Origin of the sequence: Methylocaldum sp. 14B, assembly GCF_002005105.1 — a bacterium.
Taxonomy (GTDB): Bacteria; Pseudomonadota; Gammaproteobacteria; order Methylococcales; family Methylococcaceae; genus Methylocaldum.
The window spans coordinates 37,639-58,123 of the sequence record NZ_MSCV01000042.1 but is presented as its reverse complement, the minus strand read 5'-3'; the positions used below and the strand labels follow the sequence as shown (position 1 = coordinate 58,123).

At 58.5% G+C, this 20,485-nt stretch carries 14 protein-coding genes and 1 pseudogene; 11 read left to right on the top strand and 4 right to left on the bottom strand.

Annotated features, from left to right (window positions below; genetic code table 11):
- Positions 1-309 precede the first annotated feature (309 nt).
- The 4 genes from B2A78_RS23020 to B2A78_RS23005 all read left to right on the top strand — a co-directional run bounded on the left by B2A78_RS23020 (position 310) and on the right by B2A78_RS23005 (position 5,271).
- Complete coding sequence (locus tag B2A78_RS23020) at positions 310-1,020, top strand: hypothetical protein (protein WP_143735291.1); 711 nt, start codon at positions 310-312, stop codon at positions 1,018-1,020.
- Between the two features lie 360 nt (positions 1,021-1,380).
- Complete coding sequence (locus B2A78_RS23015; RefSeq protein ID WP_077732393.1) at positions 1,381-1,734, top strand: BON domain-containing protein; 354 nt, start codon at positions 1,381-1,383, stop codon at positions 1,732-1,734.
- 253 nt (positions 1,735-1,987) lie between these two features.
- Complete coding sequence (locus tag B2A78_RS23010; RefSeq protein WP_077732389.1) at positions 1,988-4,378, top strand: glycosyl hydrolase family 65 protein; 2,391 nt, start codon at positions 1,988-1,990, stop codon at positions 4,376-4,378.
- Positions 4,375-5,271, top strand: coding sequence for a universal stress protein (locus B2A78_RS23005; protein ID WP_077732388.1), 897 nt, complete (start codon positions 4,375-4,377; stop codon positions 5,269-5,271). Before B2A78_RS23010 ends, B2A78_RS23005 begins: the two co-directional genes overlap by 4 nt.
- On the opposite strand, the gene B2A78_RS23000 is transcribed toward B2A78_RS23005, so the two are convergent.
- Positions 5,268-6,029 (bottom strand): beta-phosphoglucomutase family hydrolase, encoded by a 762-nt coding sequence (locus B2A78_RS23000; RefSeq protein ID WP_077732387.1) that lies wholly within the window; start codon positions 6,027-6,029, stop codon positions 5,268-5,270. The genes B2A78_RS23005 and B2A78_RS23000 overlap by 4 nt on opposite strands.
- 453 nt (positions 6,030-6,482) lie before the next feature.
- Between B2A78_RS23000 and B2A78_RS22995 the strand changes: the two genes are divergently transcribed.
- Positions 6,483-9,659 (top strand): cation-transporting P-type ATPase, encoded by a 3,177-nt coding sequence (locus tag B2A78_RS22995; protein ID WP_077732386.1) that lies wholly within the window; start codon positions 6,483-6,485, stop codon positions 9,657-9,659.
- Between the two features lie 281 nt (positions 9,660-9,940).
- Here the strand turns inward: B2A78_RS22995 and B2A78_RS22990 are convergent, their stop codons facing one another.
- Positions 9,941-10,654: a class I SAM-dependent methyltransferase gene (locus B2A78_RS22990; RefSeq protein ID WP_077732385.1), complete on the bottom strand. Its 714-nt coding sequence runs from the start codon at positions 10,652-10,654 to the stop codon at positions 9,941-9,943.
- Between the two features lie 89 nt (positions 10,655-10,743).
- On the bottom strand, positions 10,744-11,157 hold the full coding sequence (gene rnk, locus B2A78_RS22985) for a nucleoside diphosphate kinase regulator (RefSeq protein ID WP_077732384.1): 414 nt from the start codon (positions 11,155-11,157) through the stop codon (positions 10,744-10,746).
- Positions 11,158-11,522: 365 nt separating this feature from the next.
- On the opposite strand from rnk, the gene smbP reads away from it, so the two are divergent.
- The 3 genes from smbP (at position 11,523) to B2A78_RS26210 (ending at position 13,887) form a co-directional block, all read left to right on the top strand.
- Entirely contained in the window at positions 11,523-11,882 is a 360-nt protein-coding gene (gene smbP / locus B2A78_RS22980; RefSeq protein ID WP_077732383.1) for a small metal-binding protein SmbP, read from the top strand.
- A gap of 707 nt (positions 11,883-12,589) precedes the next feature.
- Positions 12,590-13,726 (top strand): Fic family protein, encoded by a 1,137-nt coding sequence (locus B2A78_RS22975; protein WP_077732392.1) that lies wholly within the window; start codon positions 12,590-12,592, stop codon positions 13,724-13,726.
- Positions 13,651-13,887 (top strand): type II toxin-antitoxin system PrlF family antitoxin, encoded by a 237-nt coding sequence (locus tag B2A78_RS26210; protein WP_240502647.1) that lies wholly within the window; start codon positions 13,651-13,653, stop codon positions 13,885-13,887. The genes B2A78_RS22975 and B2A78_RS26210 overlap by 76 nt, the downstream gene beginning before the upstream one ends.
- A gap of 29 nt (positions 13,888-13,916) precedes the next feature.
- Here B2A78_RS26210 and B2A78_RS22970 read toward each other — a convergent pair.
- A pseudogene (locus B2A78_RS22970) lies at positions 13,917-14,378 on the bottom strand (IS5 family transposase); the annotation flags it as partial.
- A gap of 808 nt (positions 14,379-15,186) precedes the next feature.
- On the opposite strand from B2A78_RS22970, the gene B2A78_RS22965 reads away from it, so the two are divergent.
- From B2A78_RS22965 to B2A78_RS22955, 3 genes are all read left to right on the top strand, one after another.
- Positions 15,187-15,819: an outer membrane lipoprotein-sorting protein gene (locus B2A78_RS22965; RefSeq protein WP_168175531.1), complete on the top strand. Its 633-nt coding sequence runs from the start codon at positions 15,187-15,189 to the stop codon at positions 15,817-15,819.
- Positions 15,820-16,653: 834 nt separating this feature from the next.
- A complete protein-coding gene (locus B2A78_RS22960) occupies positions 16,654-17,772 on the top strand; it encodes a DUF1302 family protein (protein ID WP_077732381.1) in 1,119 nt (372 codons plus the stop codon).
- Between the two features lie 21 nt (positions 17,773-17,793).
- The gene (locus B2A78_RS22955) at positions 17,794-20,484 is read left to right on the top strand and encodes an MMPL family transporter (RefSeq protein ID WP_077732380.1); all 2,691 of its coding nucleotides are present in this window, start codon (positions 17,794-17,796) and stop codon (positions 20,482-20,484) included.
- Position 20,485: the final 1 nt, after the last annotated feature.

The following is a 20,485-nucleotide window of genomic DNA, read 5'->3' as shown; positions in this document are numbered from 1 at the left end:
AGCGCAATTCATCGACCAGGACATCCTCGAAACCATCCACGACTTCGTGGCCGCCGCCTCGGATGACAACATCACCGTGGAATTGAAAAACCTCAACGGCAGCTCCGGATTGATACCACCAAAGCAGGCCATCCCAGTCGGCGTTTTATGAAATCGGAGGAAAACGGTCGGGGACAGCGGATCGACTACCGGCCGGTCGGTCGGCTTTCTTGGATCGAAAGTCGTGCGACGATAGCGGTTTCGAGCCTGATCCCGGTATTAGGGCGATCGAGAATTCCGATTTGCAGCGGCACGCTTTCGATATTCGTCTTGCTAACAGTTGCCTCCGGGGCTTACGGAAACATCTTCGAAGACGGGGAGAACGGTGATGCCGCTCTGAGCAGCGAGAGGCCTCACATTCCCGAGCCGATGGTGTTCGATTTGGTCAGGCCGCTGGGCGTGCAGCAGGGAGAGTTCGAGACCAATGTTCTGGCGGGGCACTCTCTGAGAAACGGAGAAACGGATTGGGCACCGGAACTGGAATATGCGGTCCGGGACGGCTTGGCGGTGGAATTCGAACTTCCTTTTGAAAACCTATCGATAGCCGAATACAAGCTGGCGGTACAAGGGACTCTGGGAACGCTGTTCGGACGCCGCTTCATTCACGGTTGGCAGGCCATCGGGCGCTATGACCGGCATCACGACGGCTATTCCGCCGACGCTCTTTATCTCGCCGGCTATCGCTGGGACCACGCGTTCAGCACCTTCAACATGGCGGGGCTCAGATGGTCCGGTATCGATCGGCGCAATAAATTGGCAGGTATCGTCAATACGAGCTGGTTCTACGGTGTCTCCGATCGCGTGACGTTGGGCATCGAACTGGACAATGAAATCGCATCGCGCTGGGGCTATCTGTTGATGCCGCAGATGCATCTGGACTTCACGGATCACGCCACTCTTCAACTCGGAGCCGGCCCATCCCGCCTGCCGGGTCAGCCTACGGAGTGGATGGCGGTCTGGCGCATGATTTTCGCGTTCTAAAGCCGATTCGATTCGGACTAGAGGCGAAATTTCAGAAGATGAGGCCACTGCCGATCGATCGGCAGCCATCCGAAATCGACGCCGCTTCAGTGGACAAGAAAATAGCCTGTTCATCCTGACCGTCCCGGCTTTTATCTGCTTTGCCATTTGGGTTAAGCCGCTACGTATCCAACTGCCTTTCCAGGCTGAAAAAACCGTTTGAGCCATGATTTTTCGTACGAATTCGCTGTCGTACCTTTAATGAGGCCAAATCCTGTCCGATCGCGAAAAAAGGGTAGGGCATACCCTTTGGGAAAATCTCGGCGGGTCAGCCTCAGCCGAAAGGAAGTATTTTCTGATTCCCAAGGAGGGTACAAGATCATGATTACGCGCAAATCCGTCTTAGCATCTCTCGTGGCTATCGCCGTTGCCGGTTATTTCGGATCTGGGGTCATGGCTGCGCCGGACGATCCGATGGACTCGATTCTGGCCGAAACCGCCGGGGGATACATGAGCGACACGGCGATTACCGCCAAAGTCAAATCGGCATTGCTGGCGGATCAGAGCACGAGCGGCCTCGCCATTCAAGTCGAAACCAACAAAGGTGTCGTGCAGCTGAGCGGTTTCGTCGACAGCGCGGCCGAAAAGGAGCGGGCGGCAGAAATCGCCAGTGGCGTCGAGGGCGTTAAAGATGTCAAGAACGACATCCGGGTAGGCCGTAAGGAGACTCCTTGAGGGCTGAAGTAGAACGGGACGGGACAGCATCGAGAGTCGATTTGGATCGGATGACGGTCCATCGGCGGTGGATTCCCGTCCCGGCAGTCATTCGGAGCGCCGACCGCCGTGGCGGTCGGCGCTCTCTTTACTCCATAGGGCGGATCTCCGCCTTAATTCGTCAACATCGGATCGAATCGCCGACGGGGCATTCATCCTTAAACTGGGCGAAAGCCGAACCGGATAGGCCTGTTCGGCGCATGCATACTCTTGGGTGTTCCGCTTTCTTCTCGTCATGAAAGATCACCGGGTTAACACGGCACGAGCAGGTGCTTCCTGTTTTGGTCCCACGGACGATCCGCTATGGCGAATCGAGGAAGAGGGTTTCAATCTGGCGCGGGAGCACGAAATCGAGTCGTTGTTCGCGGTTTCGAATGGCTATGTCGGTTCCCGCGCGTCTCTCGCGGAAGGAAGCCCATTGTCGGATCCCGCAACGTTCATCGCTGGAGTTTACGACACCGATTCATCCGCCCAAGGTGATCCCGTTCCGGAACTCGCCGCGGCTCCCGATTGGATGCAGCTGAGCTTGCTGATCGGCGGACAGGAGTTCCGTCTCGATCAGGGCGGTTACCTTTGGCACCGCCGCGTGATCGATATGCGGCACGGTATTCTGTGGCGCGAATTTGACTACCGGGCGGGGAACGAAGGGCTGATTCACGTACGTGCCTGCCGTTTGGCTTCGCTTGCCGACCGGCATGTTCTCTTTCAGTGCATACAACTGAACGCGGAAAACCAGTTTCCCCGAATTCATCTCCGGGCGCTGACCGAACCGGAGGTCGAACGTCCCGGCCGGGTACGTCTAACGCCAGAACCCTGTCCGCCTTCGGAAATTGGCCCCGATTCGCCCTATCTGCTCGAGCTGTGCACGCGAACCACGCAAATCAAGGTCGTGGTCGCTACCGCGGGCCGACTGCGGATCGGCGGCGAGGTCGTCCCGCCGCAAGTCGAACCGCTGCCGGACCGACGCGTCGAGTCCTGGGAGCTGGATATCGAGCCGGGGAAAACTTATCGGTTCGACCGTTTGGTCGTGATCTACACCTCGCGGGAGACCGAGCGACCGGCCGCCATGGCTGCGGACCATTTGGGGAGGCTGTTGAATTCCGCTCCGGAAGACGTGATCGATGCTCACTCGCGGGCTTGGGAAGAGCGCTGGCGGGAAAGCGACGTCGAAATCGAGGGAGACGAGGCATTGCAGAGGGCCGTGCGATTCGCATGTTATCACCTGATCGGGGCCGCCAACCCGGAAGACGAGCGGGTTTCCGTCGGTGCTCGGGCTCTGACCGGCGAAGCCTACAAAGGCCACGTCTTCTGGGACACCGAAATCTTCATGCTGCCCTTCTACATTTTCACCCATCCCCCTTCGGCACGGGCACTCCTGATGTATCGGTATCACACTTTGCCGGCCGCACGGGAAAAGGCGCGTCGGCTGGGCTACCAAGGAGCGCTGTACGCCTGGGAATCGACCTACACCGGCGAAGAGACCACGCCGGGTTACAGCATAACCCCCGACGGCGAGATCAAGCCCATTCTCAACGGCGTGCTGGAGCACCATATCAGCGCTGATGTCGCTTATGCCGTTTGGCAATACTGGCAGGCGACCGCGGACGAGGCGTTTCTTTTGCAAGCCGGTGCGGAGATTCTGTTCGAAACCGCACGATTTTGGGCGAGCCGGGGCCTTTTGGAGGAGGATGGAAGCTATCACATCCGGGAAGTCATCGGTCCCGACGAGTATCACGAGGGCATGGACGATAACGCTTTTACCAACCTGATGGCGCAATGGAACCTGGAACGTGCCGCAGAGGCGGCGCGCATCGTCGCCGATCGGTGGCCGGATCGCTGGCTGGAGCTTGCGCGCCGCCTCGATGTAAACGAGGACGAACCCGAGACGTGGCGGGACTTGGCGCGGCGAATGTATACCGGGTTCGATCCGAAGACAGCGCTGTTCGAGCAGTTCAAGGGGTACTTCGAACTGGAAGACATCGACCTCGCCCGATACGGTCCCCGTATCTTGCCGATGGATATGATTCTCGGGCGAGAGCGGACGCAGTTGAGCAAAGTCGTCAAGCAGGCCGATGTCGTAATGCTGATCTATTTGTTCTGGGACCGGTGGTCGCCCGAGGCGCGTGAGGCCAATTTCCGCTATTACGAGCCGCGTACCTCCCACGGAAGCTCCCTGAGTCCGTCCATTCATGCCGCCGTGGCCGCTCGGCTGGGCGATATCGAAACCGCCATGCGCTACTTCCGCCAGGCCTCGGAAATCGATCTCACCAACAATATGGGAAACGCAGCGGGAGGCGTTCATGCCGCGGCGCTAGGTGGGTTGTGGCAGGCCGTGGTTTTCGGCTTCGCGGGATTGAGCGTGCGGTCGGACGGGTTGGGCTTTACGCCCCACTGTCCGCAAGAGTGGCGAGCGCTCCGTTTTCGGTTGGTTTGGCGGGGCGTCTGCCTGCACGTGGACGTTAGGCCCGAAACCGTCGAAATCGTCGCGGAGTCGGGCGAGCCCGTGGTAATTCAGGTAGGGGACGCGTCGCCCGCGCGGTTCGTATCCGGCCAGCGCGTTCGCTGGAAACTGGTTGAAGGAGTCTGGAAGGAGGTTTCAACATGAGCGATGAGCGTGCGGAAAGGAACACAGTCGTATTGCCGCTCGATACAACGTCCCGGTCCGCTGCCATATTGCCGGTCGCGAAGACCGTCATCCAACTCGCGGAGGCAACCCCGTGCGTTGTGCAAACCGAATGGCCGACAAGTTCTCTTCCGGAGTTGAAGAAGAAATTTCCCAGCCTGAAAGCACTGCTCAAACATGCCATCATCGCCCCGATGCAAGGGCAGCCGGCCGAGGGGATTGTCCGTGCGGCTACGGAGTGGCGCAGCCTATGCATCGTCATGGCAATGCACGAGGGCAAGAAGATGCCCGATACCGGGCTCGATTCCACTGCCGAAGGGGTTCTTCGGGAGATGCCTTGCCCGGTCGTGCTGGTGCCGCCGGAACGCGAGCCGACGCCGTGGCGCATTCGGCAAGTGGTACTGCCCCAGGATGGTACGCCCGAGACCGCCCGAGCGCTGGGTCCGGCTATCACGCTTGCCGGGCGCACTGGCGCCAGTTTGTTGGTCCTGCATGTGTCCGGTGCACATGCCCCTCCGCCGCAGGAACCTGGCACATTGACCGCACCCCAATATGTCGATCAGCCCCAGCATGAATGGCCCGCCTGGGCACAGGAATTTCTGGAGCGGGTAAGATACTTGTCCGGAGAACCGGTTAAGGGCGGAATTCGGATGTTCATGGCGCGCGGCGAGCCCGGTCCCGAGATCGTGCGCTTCACCCACAGTCGCGGGGCCGATCTGATCGTTCTGTCATGGCATGGCGAACTGGCGCCGCGTTGCGCTCTCACCCTGCGCTACGTGCTCCAGTATGCGCCATGCCCGGTCCTGGTTTTGCCAGAGAGCCGCGAACAATCCGGCTTGCCTTTTCATCCCCGATCGGGCGAGAGGACGTTCTAGTCCGTGCTCAGTTCGACGAGGTCCGCCACCACAATATCCGCCCCCGCCGTTTTCAGGGCGTCTGCATGGCCGGTTCGGTCGACGCCGACGACGCAGCCGAACCCTCCTCTGCGACCTGCTTCGACTCCGGCGATGGCGTCTTCCACAACCACCGCGCGGGGTGGCTCAACGGCGATCCGCCTGGCGGCCTCGAGAAAGGAATCCGGCTCCGGTTTGCCGCGCAAACGCATTCGTTCCAAGTCGATCCCGTCGACCCGCGTATCGAACAAGTCGCTCAACTGCGCCGCCTCCAGGACTTCGGCACAGTTCCGGCTTGCCGACACGACGGCCGTCGCGAACTTCTTCGCTCTCAGTTCATGAATCAGGTCGACGCTCGATGGATAGATCTCGGCACCGCGGCTCCGGAGGAGTTCCAGATAGAGGACGTTCTTCTTGTTGCCGAGCCCGCAGACGGTCTCCCGGTCCGATCCATCGCCGGGCTCGCCGTAGGGAAGCGCAATGCCGCGCGAGGCCAGAAAGGCGGCTACGCCGTCGTAGCGAGCCTTGCCGTCGATGTAAAGCCGATAGTCCGAATCTGCATCGAAACTACGCTGGGGCTCTCCGACACGAGCCGCGTACCGCTGCAGAAAGTCGTCGAAAAGAGTCTTCCACGCGATTTTGTGGAGCGTCGCCGTTTGCGTGATCACGCCGTCCAAGTCGAAGATGACGGCATCGTAATCTCTCCGCGTGATCGCGTGCGAGGATGAGCGGATATTCATAACACCTCCGTAGTGCCTTCGAAAAAACTTCCGTATATCGATTGGACCTCAGGCAATGGGAAATCTGACAAGAAAGCGGTGTGCGCCGGAAAAGTGCCGCACGACAATTGAATCGCATTGTCTTGGGCGGCAAACTGTTCGAGCACCGGACTCTGGGTAGAACGACGGCAGGCCGCGCCGCAGACCGGTAATCCTAGAAACGGCAGTTGACCGCTTCGATGCACCAGAATAGCCTTTCAAGTCTTAACCGTCACCGCTTCTATCCGCTTCACCGTTTAGGTGAGGCCGCTACGCACCCGATTGCACGGCGGGCGGGCCGCCTGGCGGCGTTGCTCCTTCTTGCGGGGGACGGCCCCGCGGCGGCGTCGCGCCTTGCCAGCCGTCCCGCCCGCCGCACACTCGGACGCGTCCAACTGCCGTTTCTAGGATAATTCCAATAATAAGGAGCACCTGATGAGTGATACGACCAGCGATTCGCCGGAAAAGACGGGTGAAGTCACCGCTTGGCACAATATTTCGGCGGAACAGTCGATAGAACGCCTGGAGACCGACCGGCGGCATGGGCTTTCCGAAGCCGAAGTCCGCGAGCGGCTGGCACGCTTCGGCCCGAACCGCCTGCCGCCGGCCCGCAAGCGCAGCGCCCTGCTGCGGCTACTGTCGCAGTTCAACAATCTGCTGATTTACGTTCTTCTCGCGGCGGCGACAGTCACCCTGCTGCTGGGAGATTACGTGGACACCGCCGTGATCGTGGCCGTCGTGGTGCTCAATGCCTTTATCGGCTTCATTCAGGAGGGCAAGGCCGAAGCGGCTATCGAGGCGGTGCGAAACCTGTTGTCGCCCTCCGCCGCGGTGCTGCGGGAAGGGCGCAGAATGACGGTTCCGGCCGAACAATTGGTGCCGGGCGACCTGGTGCTGCTGCAATCCGGCGATAAAGTGCCGGCGGACTTGCGCCTGGTCGAGGTCCGAAGCCTGCGCATCGACGAAGCCGTGCTTACCGGCGAATCGGTGCCGGTAGAGAAATCCGTGGCGCCGGTGGCTCCCGATGCGCCGGTGGGCGATCGGCTGTGCATGGCTCATTCCGGCACGCTAGTGACATACGGACAAGGCATAGGCGTGGTGGCCGCCACCGGCACGGCCACCGAAATCGGCCGCATCAGCACGATGCTGGCGGAGGTCGGCGCTTTGGTCACGCCGCTGCTCAAAAAGATCGAGCAGTTCGCCCGGTGGCTGACCGCCATCATCTTGGGCTCGGCCGCGGCGACTTTTGCTTTCGGCTGGCTGACCCGCGGTCTAGGGCTGGAAGAGATGTTCATGGCGGCGGTGAGCCTGGCGGTCGCGGCGATCCCGGAAGGCTTGCCGGCTATCGTCACCATCACATTGGCGGTCGGCGTGCAGCGCATGGCGCAGCGGAACGCCATCCTGCGCAAGCTGCCGGCGGTGGAAACCCTGGGTTCGGTCACCGTGATCTGCTCCGACAAGACCGGTACTCTGACCCGCAACGAAATGACCGTGCAGACGTTGGCGACGGCCGAAGACGAAATTCAGGTGAGCGGCGCCGGTTACAGTCCGCAGGGCGGCTTCAGCCGGGGCGATGCCGAAGTATTCGCGGCGGATTTGCCCCACCTCTTGGATCTGGCCCGTGCCGGGCTGCTGTGCAACGACGCGGCCCTCCACGAGGAGGACGGAACCTGGCGCCTGGAAGGAGACCCCACCGAGGGCGCTCTGGTGACCTTGGCGTACAAGGCCGGATTGAATCCCGCGTTCGAGCAGGAAGCCCTGCCGCGCATCGACGCCATCCCTTTCGAATCGCAGCACCGCTTCATGGCCACTCTGCACCGCGACCATTCCGGCCATGGATTGATCTTCCTGAAAGGGGCGCCGGAAGTCGTGCTGGAACGCTGCAATCGGCAGCGCCGCGAAGGACAGGACGAGCCTATCGACCCCGCGCTTTGGCACCGAAGAACGACCGAGATCGCCGCCCGCGGCCAGCGGCTTCTGGCGCTCGCCATAAAGCCTTTGACCGAACCGCCCGGATCCCTGACCTTCGAAGACACCGAAGGCGGCTTCACCCTGCTCGGGGTGGTCGGCATGATCGACCCGCCGCGGCCGGAAGCGGTGGATGCCGTGGCCCGCTGCCAAAGTGCCGGCATAAGGGTCAAGATGATTACCGGCGACCATGCCGCGACCGCCAGCGCGGTGGGCACGCAGCTCGGCATCGGCGACGGCGCGCGGGCATTGACCGGCGCGGAGATCGAGAAGCTCGACGACGAGGCTCTGCGGAACCAGGCTAGGGAGGTCGAGGTGTTCGCGCGAGCCAGTCCGGAACACAAGCTGCGCCTGGTGAGAGCCTTGCGTGAGGAAGGCCACGTGGTATCGATGACCGGCGACGGCGTGAACGACGCCCCGGCGCTCAAGGCCGCCGACATCGGCGTGGCCATGGGGCAGCGGGGTACCGAGGCCGCCAAGGAAGCCGCCGAAATGGTGCTGGCCGACGACAATTTCGCGACCATTGCCACGGCCGTGGAGGAAGGGCGTACGGTTTACGATAACTTGCGCAAGACCATCCTGTTCACCATGCCCACGAACGGCGGCGAAGGCGGGGTGATCATCATTGCGATCCTCCTGGGTACGGAGCTACCCGTCACCCCTCTGCAAATCCTCTGGATCAATCTGGTGACGGCAGTGACTCTGGCGCTGACCCTGGCCTTCGAACCGCCGGAAGGCGATTTGATGCAACGTCCGCCGCGTCCGCCCCGCGAACCGCTGGTGACGCGTTACATGCTGTGGAGGATCGCCTACGTCTCGCTGCTTCTGGTCGGAGCGACCCTGGGACTGTACAAATGGGAAATCGGCCAGGGCTCGTCGGTGGAGTTGGCGCGCACCGCGGCGGTCAACGCATTGGTTGCCGGTGAACTGGTCTATCTGATCAACAGCCGCTTCTTCCTGGCTCCGAGCCTTTCGTTGCGCGCCTGGTTCGGCAATCGATACGCCATTCTGGCCATTGTCATATTGATCGGTTTGCAGTTGGTGTTCACCTATGCGCCGTTCATGCAGAGCGCCTTCGGTGCCCGCGATCTGAGCGGCGAAGCGTGGCTCCGGATTGCCGGCGCGGCCTTGGCGGTTTTCCTGGTCGTCGAGCTGGAAAAAGCGGTCGTTCGCCGGCTCGGGAAACCGGTATTGGGCAAGCCCGTGCGGCCCGTGGCGCCGGAGATCCGACCGGCGCGCCTTTGGGATCGGGCCGCTGCGGTGTTGGCCGGCCTGTTCGGGCTTGTCCTGCTTTGGCAGCTGCTGGAGGTTTCGGGACGCCTTTACACCTTGGCGGCGGGTGCCCAAGTCGGTCCGATTACGACTATCGGAATGGTTCTCGCGGTTTTCGCCGCCTTGTTGTCCTTGGTGTTGATCGTAGAGGCACTGCTCGGCATCAAAGCGAATAAGGGATCGTTGACGGCGCTGAAATTGCTGATTCCGGCGCTGCTTCTGGCCGTCGCTTGGCACGCGCCGCTGTATCCGTTCGAACCATGGCACCTTCCTTGGCTGCTCGCGGCGAGCACGACGCTGGTCGTCTTGGGAATCGCTTATCTGATCCTGTCGCTGATGGTTCGCCGGACCGGCCCGCCCGATAGCCTCTAATCCCGATCGGCATTCGAGTGAACATTACATAGGCGGGTTAGCCCCTCGGCTCCGCTCGGGACAGGCCCTTCGACAGGCTCAGGACAGGCTCCGCGTAACCCACCGACCCTTCGACTTGGCTCAGGACAGGTCCGAGGTCGCTTGGTGGGTTACGGCGCACGCGAAGCACGGTGATCGGCGGTCGGTCAGTGCTGATGTGCGCCTAACCTACCATCGATGGGTTTCGCTTCGCTCTACCCATCCTACAAAATGAATGCCTGATTGAACGCGATTTGGAATAACTATCGGCGATCCGCAACGCGCGTGTCAGTGTCCGGGGATCGCACGATCAGCATTTCATCGCCGCCTCTCTGAAACTCGTAGGGCACCTTGACGGTCGCGATCCGGTAACCTTCGGTGGTCAGTTGCGCCACTACGCCGTCGAGATGGCGCGATCTGACCGCGCCGAGTTCCAGCAGGGGGAAGACGCGGACCTCCGCTGCCACGCGGCAAAGCTCGCGCAGGGACTGCAAGTGGAATGCCGCGTCGAAATGAGCGCTGTAGAGAAACAGAAAGTGCGAGCACAATGCGAGGTCGAAGGACCGCTCGGCAAAAGGCAAACACGGAAGCTCGGCGTCGATATACCGTCCCTCGCGTTGTCCCTCGGGGTAATCCGCCAGGAACGCACGCATGGCGCGCAGGCGCATTTCGCCGAGTTCATCGACGGAGCGGATATGCGACCAGACGAATTCGTCGGCATTCTTGCGTGTCTGCTCGATCACGAGGGGAAAAGTGTCGTCTATGCGAGAGGAAATCTCCCGTGCCGTAAACCGATAGAGCGGATCGACCGAGACCACCCCGCCGCCATGTGCCGTCAGCTCCGCATTAAAGCTGGCGGGACCGTCTCCGCAGCCGAGTATTCTTCTTCCGAGTTCGTGCGGTTTCAATGCAAACATGGCGACATATTCGGCGAAAGAGCGTCCCCACGGAACGACTTGATCGAGGTGAAAAGCCATTCACGCTATCCTTTCAAATCCGATGATGCAATTGATCGATCGTACGGGTGACGAGAGCATCCGTAAAGCTGTGAAGCTGATCGCTTCTGTCAGCGATGAGGTTCACCGGCGCGTTCCGGCTGATGGACGACTTCCATAATACGCACTTTGAGAAGCCCGCCCCCGGGACTGGGCCATTCGATCTGGTCCCCCGCGGAAAGGCCCAGCAGCGCGCCGCCCACCGGGGCGAGAATGGAAATCTTGTCCCCTTTGGTATCGATATCCTTGGGATAGACCAGTGTCCGGGAAAATTCCTGTCCCGTCGACTCGATGGTGAAGCGAACCGTCGAGTTCATGGTTACCACGGACGGCGGCACATTCTGCGGATCGACCACCTCGGCGCGTTCGAGCTCCGCTTGCAAATCGGCCTTACCGGGGAAAGCTTCTGCCGGAAGCGAATCGAGCAGGTCTTCCAGCCGTTCCAAGTCCGTTGACGAAACGATAATGTTGGGCTTTCTCTCCATTGATGTGTCCTCGTCATCCGGAGCAACATAGATGAATCAGCGCCCTGAACAGGCGAATCGTTAAAAAAGCGGTATCTTGCGTCACCGACACTCCTGGCCGGCCCGATCCTTCAGCATACGCGCGAATGTGGTCTCCACATAAATATTGAGACCGCGAACGATGTAGTCGTTCCGCGTTGGAGGCTGCGGGTACAAGTTATTTCACCAAAGAGTGAATGCAAAATTCGTTTCGGTCGATCGGAAAGCGTCATCGTGCCTAATACCATCGGCCGCCGGCCGATGATTATCGGTGAAGTACCGCTTACGCCACGATTGTCTAAAAGTTGTGCCGATTGGAAATCGGAAATGGAATTATGAGGTGAAACATGAAACGCATCATTATGGCTATTTCCTTGATGACGACGTTCGTTTTGAGTGGCGTAGGCTTTGCTCAAACGGAGCCGGAACACATAAAACACGTAAGAGAAGCACGCCAGCATGTGACCATGGCTGTGACGGAGGGCGAAAAGGGCGATGCGAAGGCACTCGTGCAACATGCCCAAGTCGGCTTGGACCATGTCAGAATGGCGCAGAAGGAAAAACCGCTTGCTGATCTGGATAAGGCTGCCACAAGTCTGGAAGGTGCTATTAGTCAAGGCCAAGCAGGCGATGTGAAAAAAGCAACCGAACAGGCTAAAGAGTCGGTTGAATATCTTGATGCGGTACTAAGCGGGCTCGGTGGATAAACCGGTAGCTTGCGACGAGTTATCACGGGCGCGTCGGCGGTGATTCAAAACGCCGACGTTGCTCTGAAGTCTTCGTTCGTGGCACTGGTTACAGTCCGTACCGAATTGGCGTATCCCGCCGAAGTTCGCCGCAGCCTACACGGAAGCTTTTCTGAAAGGGAAGTCCGCCTTCGGTATTTTTCAAGAATTTCTTGAGTAGAAAAGGTACCTCGCGGGGCTGCATTTCCGGGCTAAGTACATTCAGGGAAGTCTTGCAGCATAGGCAACCTGCAGGACAACCCCGCCAATCAAGCCAATCTGTCGAGATTCCACAAATATTTGCGGAATGTACTTAGAGCATTTTCATACTTAGTGTACGGGCATTCGCGCGTAGGTCGGGAATCCATTCCCGACGCAACGGGTTCGTCGGCAAAGGATTGCCGACCTACGAAAGCTTGATTCGATCTATCCTGGCCGAAGGCGCCAACGACTCCTGCCAGGACTGTTTTGCCCTACGAGCGAGATTAAAACGCTCTAACACTATTCGCTGCCAACCCGAAACTGCCTACTGATCCGATTCAATTCGCAAATACAGAATCGAACCCGTTTCCAGAACCAGAGAAACAACTAAGCCGACGAGCCTGGTTGTGGAGAATAACGCCCTCAATCTCCGCATAAAATGCATCGAATATCTTGCATCTGCAGAGAATGCTGCCCATAATCGCCGCATGCAAAGCGGAGATTACACTTACATCTGGCAAGCCAACGATTGGCCCAAATGGCGCTATGACCTAGTGGTGCTCGCTGGTCCTTTAGCGGACGTCAGTCGCGCCCAAGGGCTGTTGATGGGACGTCTGGCCGATGTTGGCATGGCATTGCGTGACCAGGCCAGCCTAGCTGCGCTCACCGAGGATGTGGTCAAGACCAGCGAGATCGAGGGCGAACAGCTCAACGTCGAGTCTGTCCGATCCTCCATCGCCCGCCGTCTTGGCGTAGACATCGGTGCCCTGGCTCCGGTGGACCGTCACGCCGAAGGTGTGGTCGAGATGGTGCTTGACGCCACGGCCAACCGCGATGCTCCAGTCACACGGGCGAGATTGTTCGGTTGGCACGCTGCGCTCTTTCCAACCGGGTACTCCGGCCTCGCCCGGATCAAGGTCGGCGGGTGGCGCGACGATGCCGGCGGCCCGATGCAGGTAGTGTCCGGCCCCATCGGCCGCCAGCGGGTGCATTTCGAGGCGCCCCCGGCGGATTGCCTGGAAAGCGAGACAGGACGTTTTCTCGGCTGGTTAAATGGCGAAACCGGCGAGCTGCCGCTCATCAAGGCGGGACTCGCTCACTTGTGGTTCGTCACCTTGCATCCATTCGACGACGGCAACGGTCGTATCGCCCGTGCCATTGGCGACCTGCTGCTCGCGCGCGCCGACGGCAGCCCGCAGCGTTTCTATAGCCTGTCGGCGCAGATTCAGCGGGAACGCACAGCCTACTACGACATCCTGGAGCGCACCCAGAAAGGTACACTTGATGTTACCAAGTGGCTCCTCTGGTTCCTGGACACCTTGTATAGAGCCGTCAATCAGGCGCAGCTCGCTCTCGATGCTGTAATAACCAAGGCGCGCTTCTGGCAGCGCTTCGCGGGCACGCCGATGAACGAGCGACAGGTGAAATTGCTCAACCGGTTGCTCGACGGCTTCGAAGGCAAGCTCACCAGCCGTAAGTGGGCGGCGATTGCCAAGTGTTCGCAGGACACGGCCTTACGCGATATCAACGAACTGTTGGCACGCAGCGTATTGCGCAGGTCCGCAGCGGGCGGGCGCAGCACCAGCTACGAGTTGAGCGGACCGCTGGTGGACGATCGCACATGAGTAAATCCCTGAACGACGACAAAACCACAAGCAGTGATCCCGCCGAAACCGCTTTTCTGAATCTGCTCGGCCAAGATATCGCAGCCCGTCGAGAACGGCTGCAGACGGTCGATACTGACCTGGTTCGCCGCGTCCGATCGCTGGTTCGGGAGCTTGATTGAGCTAGGAAACCGCTGAATAAAACCAAATTGGTCGACGGGGCGGCATGAATGAGCGTCGCGTCCACCATCGTGCCGCCTTTGAGCAAACGACCTTTTTGTTCCAACACATCATTGGTGGTGTTCATCAGCTTGGCAGTCGACTCGTGCCGCTCCAGCAAGCGACGGAAGTTGAGGATGGTCGTTTCATCCGGCAGCGCGTCTTCCACGAGTTCCAGCCCGGCGAACCGCCGCATCGACTCAATCTCGTACAAGGCGTCTTCCATGCCCGGATCGGACAGCGCATACCACTGCTGCAGAAAGTAGATCCGCAACATCGCTTCCAGTGGCATGGGCTGACGACCCCGACGCCCAGCTTTGGGGAAATACGGCTCAATGACCGCCAACAGCGCGTCCCAAGGCACCGCCTGTTCCATTTCGGCCAGGAATTTCTCCCGCCGGGTCTGTTTTTTCTTGGCATCAAACGTCAACGAGGCAAAGCTGGCTTGTTTTATCAAGTCACCACTCCAAGTAGCCTGGGGCAAGCTTGCCATGGCGATTTATTCAGAGATTCCCTAAGAATCAGAAATCAAAAATATCGGCAGAAATATCAAAATCAGTTCTTGCGTCTCGTTGATCCAAATATCTATACCTGGCTTTGTGATAGTTTTGTGACGAATAATTTGACCGCCATGCAGTTTTCGTAACGTTGGCTTCAATACTATTTTTGTTCCTTAATACTCGCGTCATATTTAAATTAAATGACAATTGGATTGCGGTTCCGTTTTAAATCGCCGGATTGCAATTCCGATTACTTAGAGTCCGTATCCCAACATCGCCCTAGTGTTCACCGGTTTCGTCGCCAACTGCTGGTATTAGCTTGGGCTGTCCTTTCAAAGTCAGATCATCGTTACATCAAACTGCAACAATAACACTATCAAATTTGTAACAATTCCTCTTTATAGTGTCGAAGCTTCACCAATATATTCCGCCCTTAAAAACTGGACTGGCGCTTGGTGAAAACATCTATATACAAAGAAACCGTTTTTTTACAAGAGTGTCAGTATGAGCCATATCGAAAATCGTACGCTTAACTTCACTCCGAAGTTATTTGCCAATTGGGCTCACGTCGCCCGTTCTGACTCGGTTTCGAGTTTTATCCGCGGAATTCTTTTGATTCTGTCAGGAACTCTGTTCCTTCAGTATTCAATGCTCGCAAATGCCGATATGCGCCCGCCGACGCCCGGTATCGAGGCGCTCGATATCGAGCGGAAGGCGGACGAAATCCAGGCCGGCTACATCGGCGAATTCCGAAAGATGACCTTGACCCTGATCAATGCGGAAGGCCAGGAATCCCAGAGGAAATTGGATTTCTGGGGGCATGAGGAACCGGATAGGCACGACAAGACACTCGTAAGGTTCTCTTTTCCGCCGGATATCAAGGATACCGCTCTGCTTACCTATGAAAAGGGCGCCGAAGACGACGATCAATGGCTGTACTTGCCGGCACTCAAGCGGGCCAAGCGGATTGCATCCTCCAACAAAAGCGGCTCTTTCATGGGGTCTGAATTTGCCTATGAAGATCTCGTAGTCCGTCAATTCGAAAAGTACAACTTCAAGTATCTCGGTGACGATACGGTTGATGGAAAAGACTGCTATGTCATGGAGCGGACGCCGAAAAACTCAAACTCGGGATATTCGAAGATTATTAGATGGCGCTATAAGGACAATTTGCAAGAGGCAAAAAGCCAGTATTTCGATCGAAAAGGGGAGCTTATCAAAGAGCGTTTCCTTGAGGGGCATCACCAAGTTGAGGGAATCTGGCGCTCCAAAAAAATTACGGTCAGAAACGTTCAAACCAAGAAAGCATCAACGCTTAGCTTTGACGAAATCAAGCTGAAAATTCCCACCGATGCGAGCATGTTTACGGTTCGGGGGCTTGAATCGCCGCGTTGAAATAGAGTCTTGGGCATTTCTATAAAACCGGTAAACAAGAAGAGTTGTACTTCGGACAATGCCGTTAAATTAAGGCGAATGACGTCACCCCGGCAGGGAAGGGTGGCTTCGGTGCTCCAATCGCAAACGGTCATCCCAGGAGCGCTGGGATGACCCTTCCAATCGCAAACGGCCTGGCCGGGAGCGCCGGCCACGCCCTTCCCGAAGACACCGTTTGCGATTGGAATGCCGGGGTCCAGAAGCCATGGATGGCAGAGGCGTGTCACTTCCCTGTGCTCTGGATTCATGCCGCACAGTCCCTGTGCGGCACCCTACGGGCGCTTCGCGTGCAAATCGGCCATCCTGCCGATTTGTCCGGCACAAATTTGCCAGGAGCAAATTTGGACGTGCGGAGCACGGTCCGTAGGACGAACCCCAGGGATGGGGTGAGCAATCCCTGCCGGAAGGGGCGTTCTGGCGCTCCCAGAACGACCGTTTGCGATTGGAATGACGGCTTAACTTAACGGCATTGGTACTTTGGACGGACGTTAGTTACTCCAGCGATCTGGCCATCTTTCCTTGGTCTTGCCAAAGGTAATTGAGCGTCTGTTAAAAACCTCCGATCGAGAATATACCTAACGAAAGCATCGGATGGCTGAAACTCTATTTTTCACGGAAAAGACCATGCCCTTTCAGCAGGCTTTTTCAGCAAGTGCAGGATTTGGAATTGAATTAGGGGCATTCTTGTTAAAGCTGCTAATAACTGCTTTGGGGTTTTATTTGATGTTGTCACCGGAATTTGGGTTTTGTGAGGGCGAAACCAGTTCAGAAGGTCTATCCGGGATCGGTTCTTGGATGGAAAAGCTGAATATTGCGGGCAGCTTCGATTACGAGACTTATCAGTATCCTGAGACGCCTCTTTTTCCTGGGCAGATCGAGCAGAATCACGCATTACGACTCGACTTTCGATCGGAAGTAAGCATTGGAGAAAACTGGCGCGCCGCTATAGCGCCGTTTGCCCGCTATGACTTCATGGATGATCGGCAAAATACTATTCGCCTCAACGAGGCGTGGGTCGAATACAGCACAGAAAACTGGGATTTTAGGATTGGAAATCAGATTTTCACCTGGGGCCAGATGGAGAGCGTAAACCGAATAGACGTACTCAATCCTAGGGATTTTCGGGACGATGTGATCGAGCCGAGCAAAATCGGTATACCTGCGGCTCTATTCCGTTGGAAATTCGATAACAGCGATATCAGTGCGTATTCGATTCCCTACTACATTCCCGACAGCTTTCCGGGGCCGGATAACTTCTACAGTCTCAGCGGCGGTGCTCCGATTCGCGAACCGGCGGAACGATTCGAGGACCAGTGGGCGATCCGCTACTTCTATGCAGGCGACGGCTTCGATTTTGCCTTGAGTTGGGCGAACGTCATCGAAAGGCTGCCGATTTTCGATATGAACGAGACGGGGACGAAGTTGATCGGGACCCCCTACAAATCCAACCGCCTCGGTTTTGAATTCACCAAAGTTATCGAGAGCCTGATCGTCAAGGGAGAGGGATTCTATCGGTTTCCCGAGACCGAACTCCTTGCGCCGGGATTTTTTTATACCGCGGGGTTGGAATACACCTTTCCCGCGATTGTCGGCCTATCCGATTTGACGCTGTTTACCGAATATTTCGGGAAAGTCGGTGACGGGCAAGTCAGATTCCAGATACTCGAGAACAGCCTTTTCACCGGTTTTCGTTTGACGGTCAACGACCTGGCCCGTCAGGAGTTCGAGGTCGGGGCCATAAACAATTTCAAGCCGGCCGGCACCTGGCTCGTGCGAGCCCGATATGCCCGCGACATCGTCGAGCAGCTCCGGTTCGAGGTGACGTATACGGACTCTTTCGGGTTTTTCGTTTTCCCGGATCAGGATGAAGACGGTGACGGCGCCTTTCGGGTGCGGCTGAGATACAGTTTTTAATTCAATTTTCGGCGGGATGCTATGCGTGAGAAGAAACTGGTAACGGCTTACGCCAACTGGGTCATCAGGAACCGGATCTGGGTGATCCTGGCGAGCCTTGCCGTGATCGTCTTTCTGGGTGGGTTTCTGGGACGGCTGTCCTTCGACTCGAACTATCGCATCTGGTTCGACGAGGAGGATCCCTATCTAAAAAGCTACGATCTTTTCGTCAAGGAGTTCGGCCACGATGATATGTTCGTCGTGGCGTTCGAAGAGCCGCAGGGGATTCTTCAGCCGAAGCCCCTCGAAGCCATCCAGCGTCTTACCGACAAATTCTGGCACGTAGCCGGCGTGATCCGGGTGGATTCGCTTTCCAACTTCCAGGCGTTGCGGGGCGATGCCGAAGGCTTCAGCGCCGAGGCGCTGTTCCCGAGCGACAAGCCGGTCACCCCGGAGCGCATCGCGGCAGCCCGGAGTTATATCGACCAGGACCCGCTGGTGACCGGTTCTCTGATCTCCCCGGATCGGAAAGTCGGCATCATTCGAGCGCGCATCGCGCCGGTCGCCGTGACGCCCGAGTTGCCGGCGAAGGTCTACAACCAGTTGATGCAAATCCTGGACGAGGAGAAAGCCCGGAGCGGCTACGAGTTTTACCTAGCCGGCGGTCCCATCACCGACCAGGCTTTCGACCAGGTGGCGCAGAAGGATATGGGATTCTTGGTCCCACTGTTGCTGGTCATTCTGGGTGTGGTGTGGTTCATCCTGTTCCGCTCGATCCTCGGAGTCCTGCTGTCCCTCGGCATCTCTCTCCTGAGCGTGATCGGCGCCATGGGCCTTACCGGACTCGTGGGCCATAAACTGAACGTGGTCACCACCACGACGCCGCAGTTGCTCATCGGTATCGCCGTGGCGGGCTGCGTCCATATGGCGGCGATGTTCGTCAAAGCCAAGCGCAACGGTCTGAATTCCAAGGACGCCGTCAAGGAGTCGCTGCGGATCAACCTGAGCGCGATTGTCATAACCTCGGTCACGACGGCGATCGGTTTCTTCTCCTTCTATTTCACGGCCACCATCATTCCTCTCAAGCTGTTCGGTTTCGAGGCCGGCTGCGGCACTTTGCTGATTCTGTTCCTGACTCTGACCCTGCTGCCGGCGCTGTTGAGTTTCTTCCCGGAAAAGACGCCGCGTCCCGTTTTCGATTCCGAGTGGTTCAAGGGTTTTCTGGATCGGCTGCGTTGGGCGTCCATACACCGCAGCAGGCAGGTGGTCCTGGGCTGGCTCGTCTTCATCGGCATCTTTGCGGCTTTCCTGCCGATGCTCACGGTCGATTCCAATCCGGTGTCCTATTTCCGCTCCAGCTTCTGGTTCGCCGAATCGGTCCATTTCCTGGAGGAGAAGGGCTCGGGCGGGGCGGTGTACGAACTGGTCGTACGCGGCAAGGGCCCGGATTCCATCAAGACCGTGGAGTATATGCGCGACCTGGATGCCTTCACGCAGTACCTGGCCAAGGAAGCGCCGGGCGGGCTGAGCAACGTCTACTCCCTGTCCACCGTGCTGCGCAATGTCAATCGCGCCCTGCACGAGGACGACCCCAGTTTCCATACCCTTCCCGATGACAACGATTCGATCGCCCAATATTTGTTCCTCTACAGCCTCTCGGTGCCGGTGGGTCAGGACATCAACGACCGTTTCAACGTCGATTATTCCGCGAGTCGCGTGACGGTGATCCGCGCCCTGGTCCCGACCCGCGCCAGCCGCGAAAACATGGACATCATCAGCGACTGGGCAGCCAAGAATCTCAAGAACGTAAAGGTCGAGTTCACCGGCCGCGACGTGTTGTACACCAACATGGGCAACAATGTCTCAGACAGCCTCATCAGTTCATTCGCCGTGTCGGTGGTAGGGGTGACCGTTCTCATCGGCCTGCTGTTCCGTTCCTGGCTGCTGGGCCTCGCCAGCACGCTGCCCAATTTTCTGCCTGTCCTCGTTGCCCTGGGGTTCATGGGCATGGCCGGCATCTACCTGGACATCGGCACCATCATGGTGGCGAGCATCGGTTACGGTATCGCCGTCGACGACACCATCCATTTCTTCAGCCATTACCGGGAGGCGCGGCGGGCCGGGCACACCGCGCGCGAGGCGATCGGGGAGGCGTTCTCCGACGTGGGCATTTCCATCACCTTCACCACGGCGGTGCTGGTTCTGGCGTTCTGCGTGTTTCTGTTCGGCGATTTCATGCCGAACGTTTACAAGGGCTTGCTGGTGGGCTTGTTCCTGGTCGTCGCCCTGGCGGCCGACCTGTCCATCACGCCGGCCGTCCTGTCCCTGATCGATAAGCCGCGCCGTCTCCTAGCCCGCATTTCTCACACCCCTCCTACTGCGGACGCCGATCCACTCGCTGTGGCGCACCGTACTCCCTCGCGCCGGCTCGACGTAGAGTCGGCTACGCCTTCGCCGCCGCTCGGTCCGTGCGGCACGCCACAGCGGCGTCTCGACGACCTCGCGACGAAGGGGTGCGAGAAATCCGGGCTAGCCGGGGCGAGCGAAAGCGACCCGGGGAAGGGCGGCCATGGCCACCCCGTTCCTTCCGCCGCCGACGTCGCCGGGCGCAGCGAGTTCACTGCCCTGGATGCCGACTATGCCGGAACAGGACACCCGCCGGTCGCTGGTGCCGGAGGGGGCACCGTGTTCACCGCGAGTCCAGCCGGGCGCATGGGTGAAAACTCGAATTGAC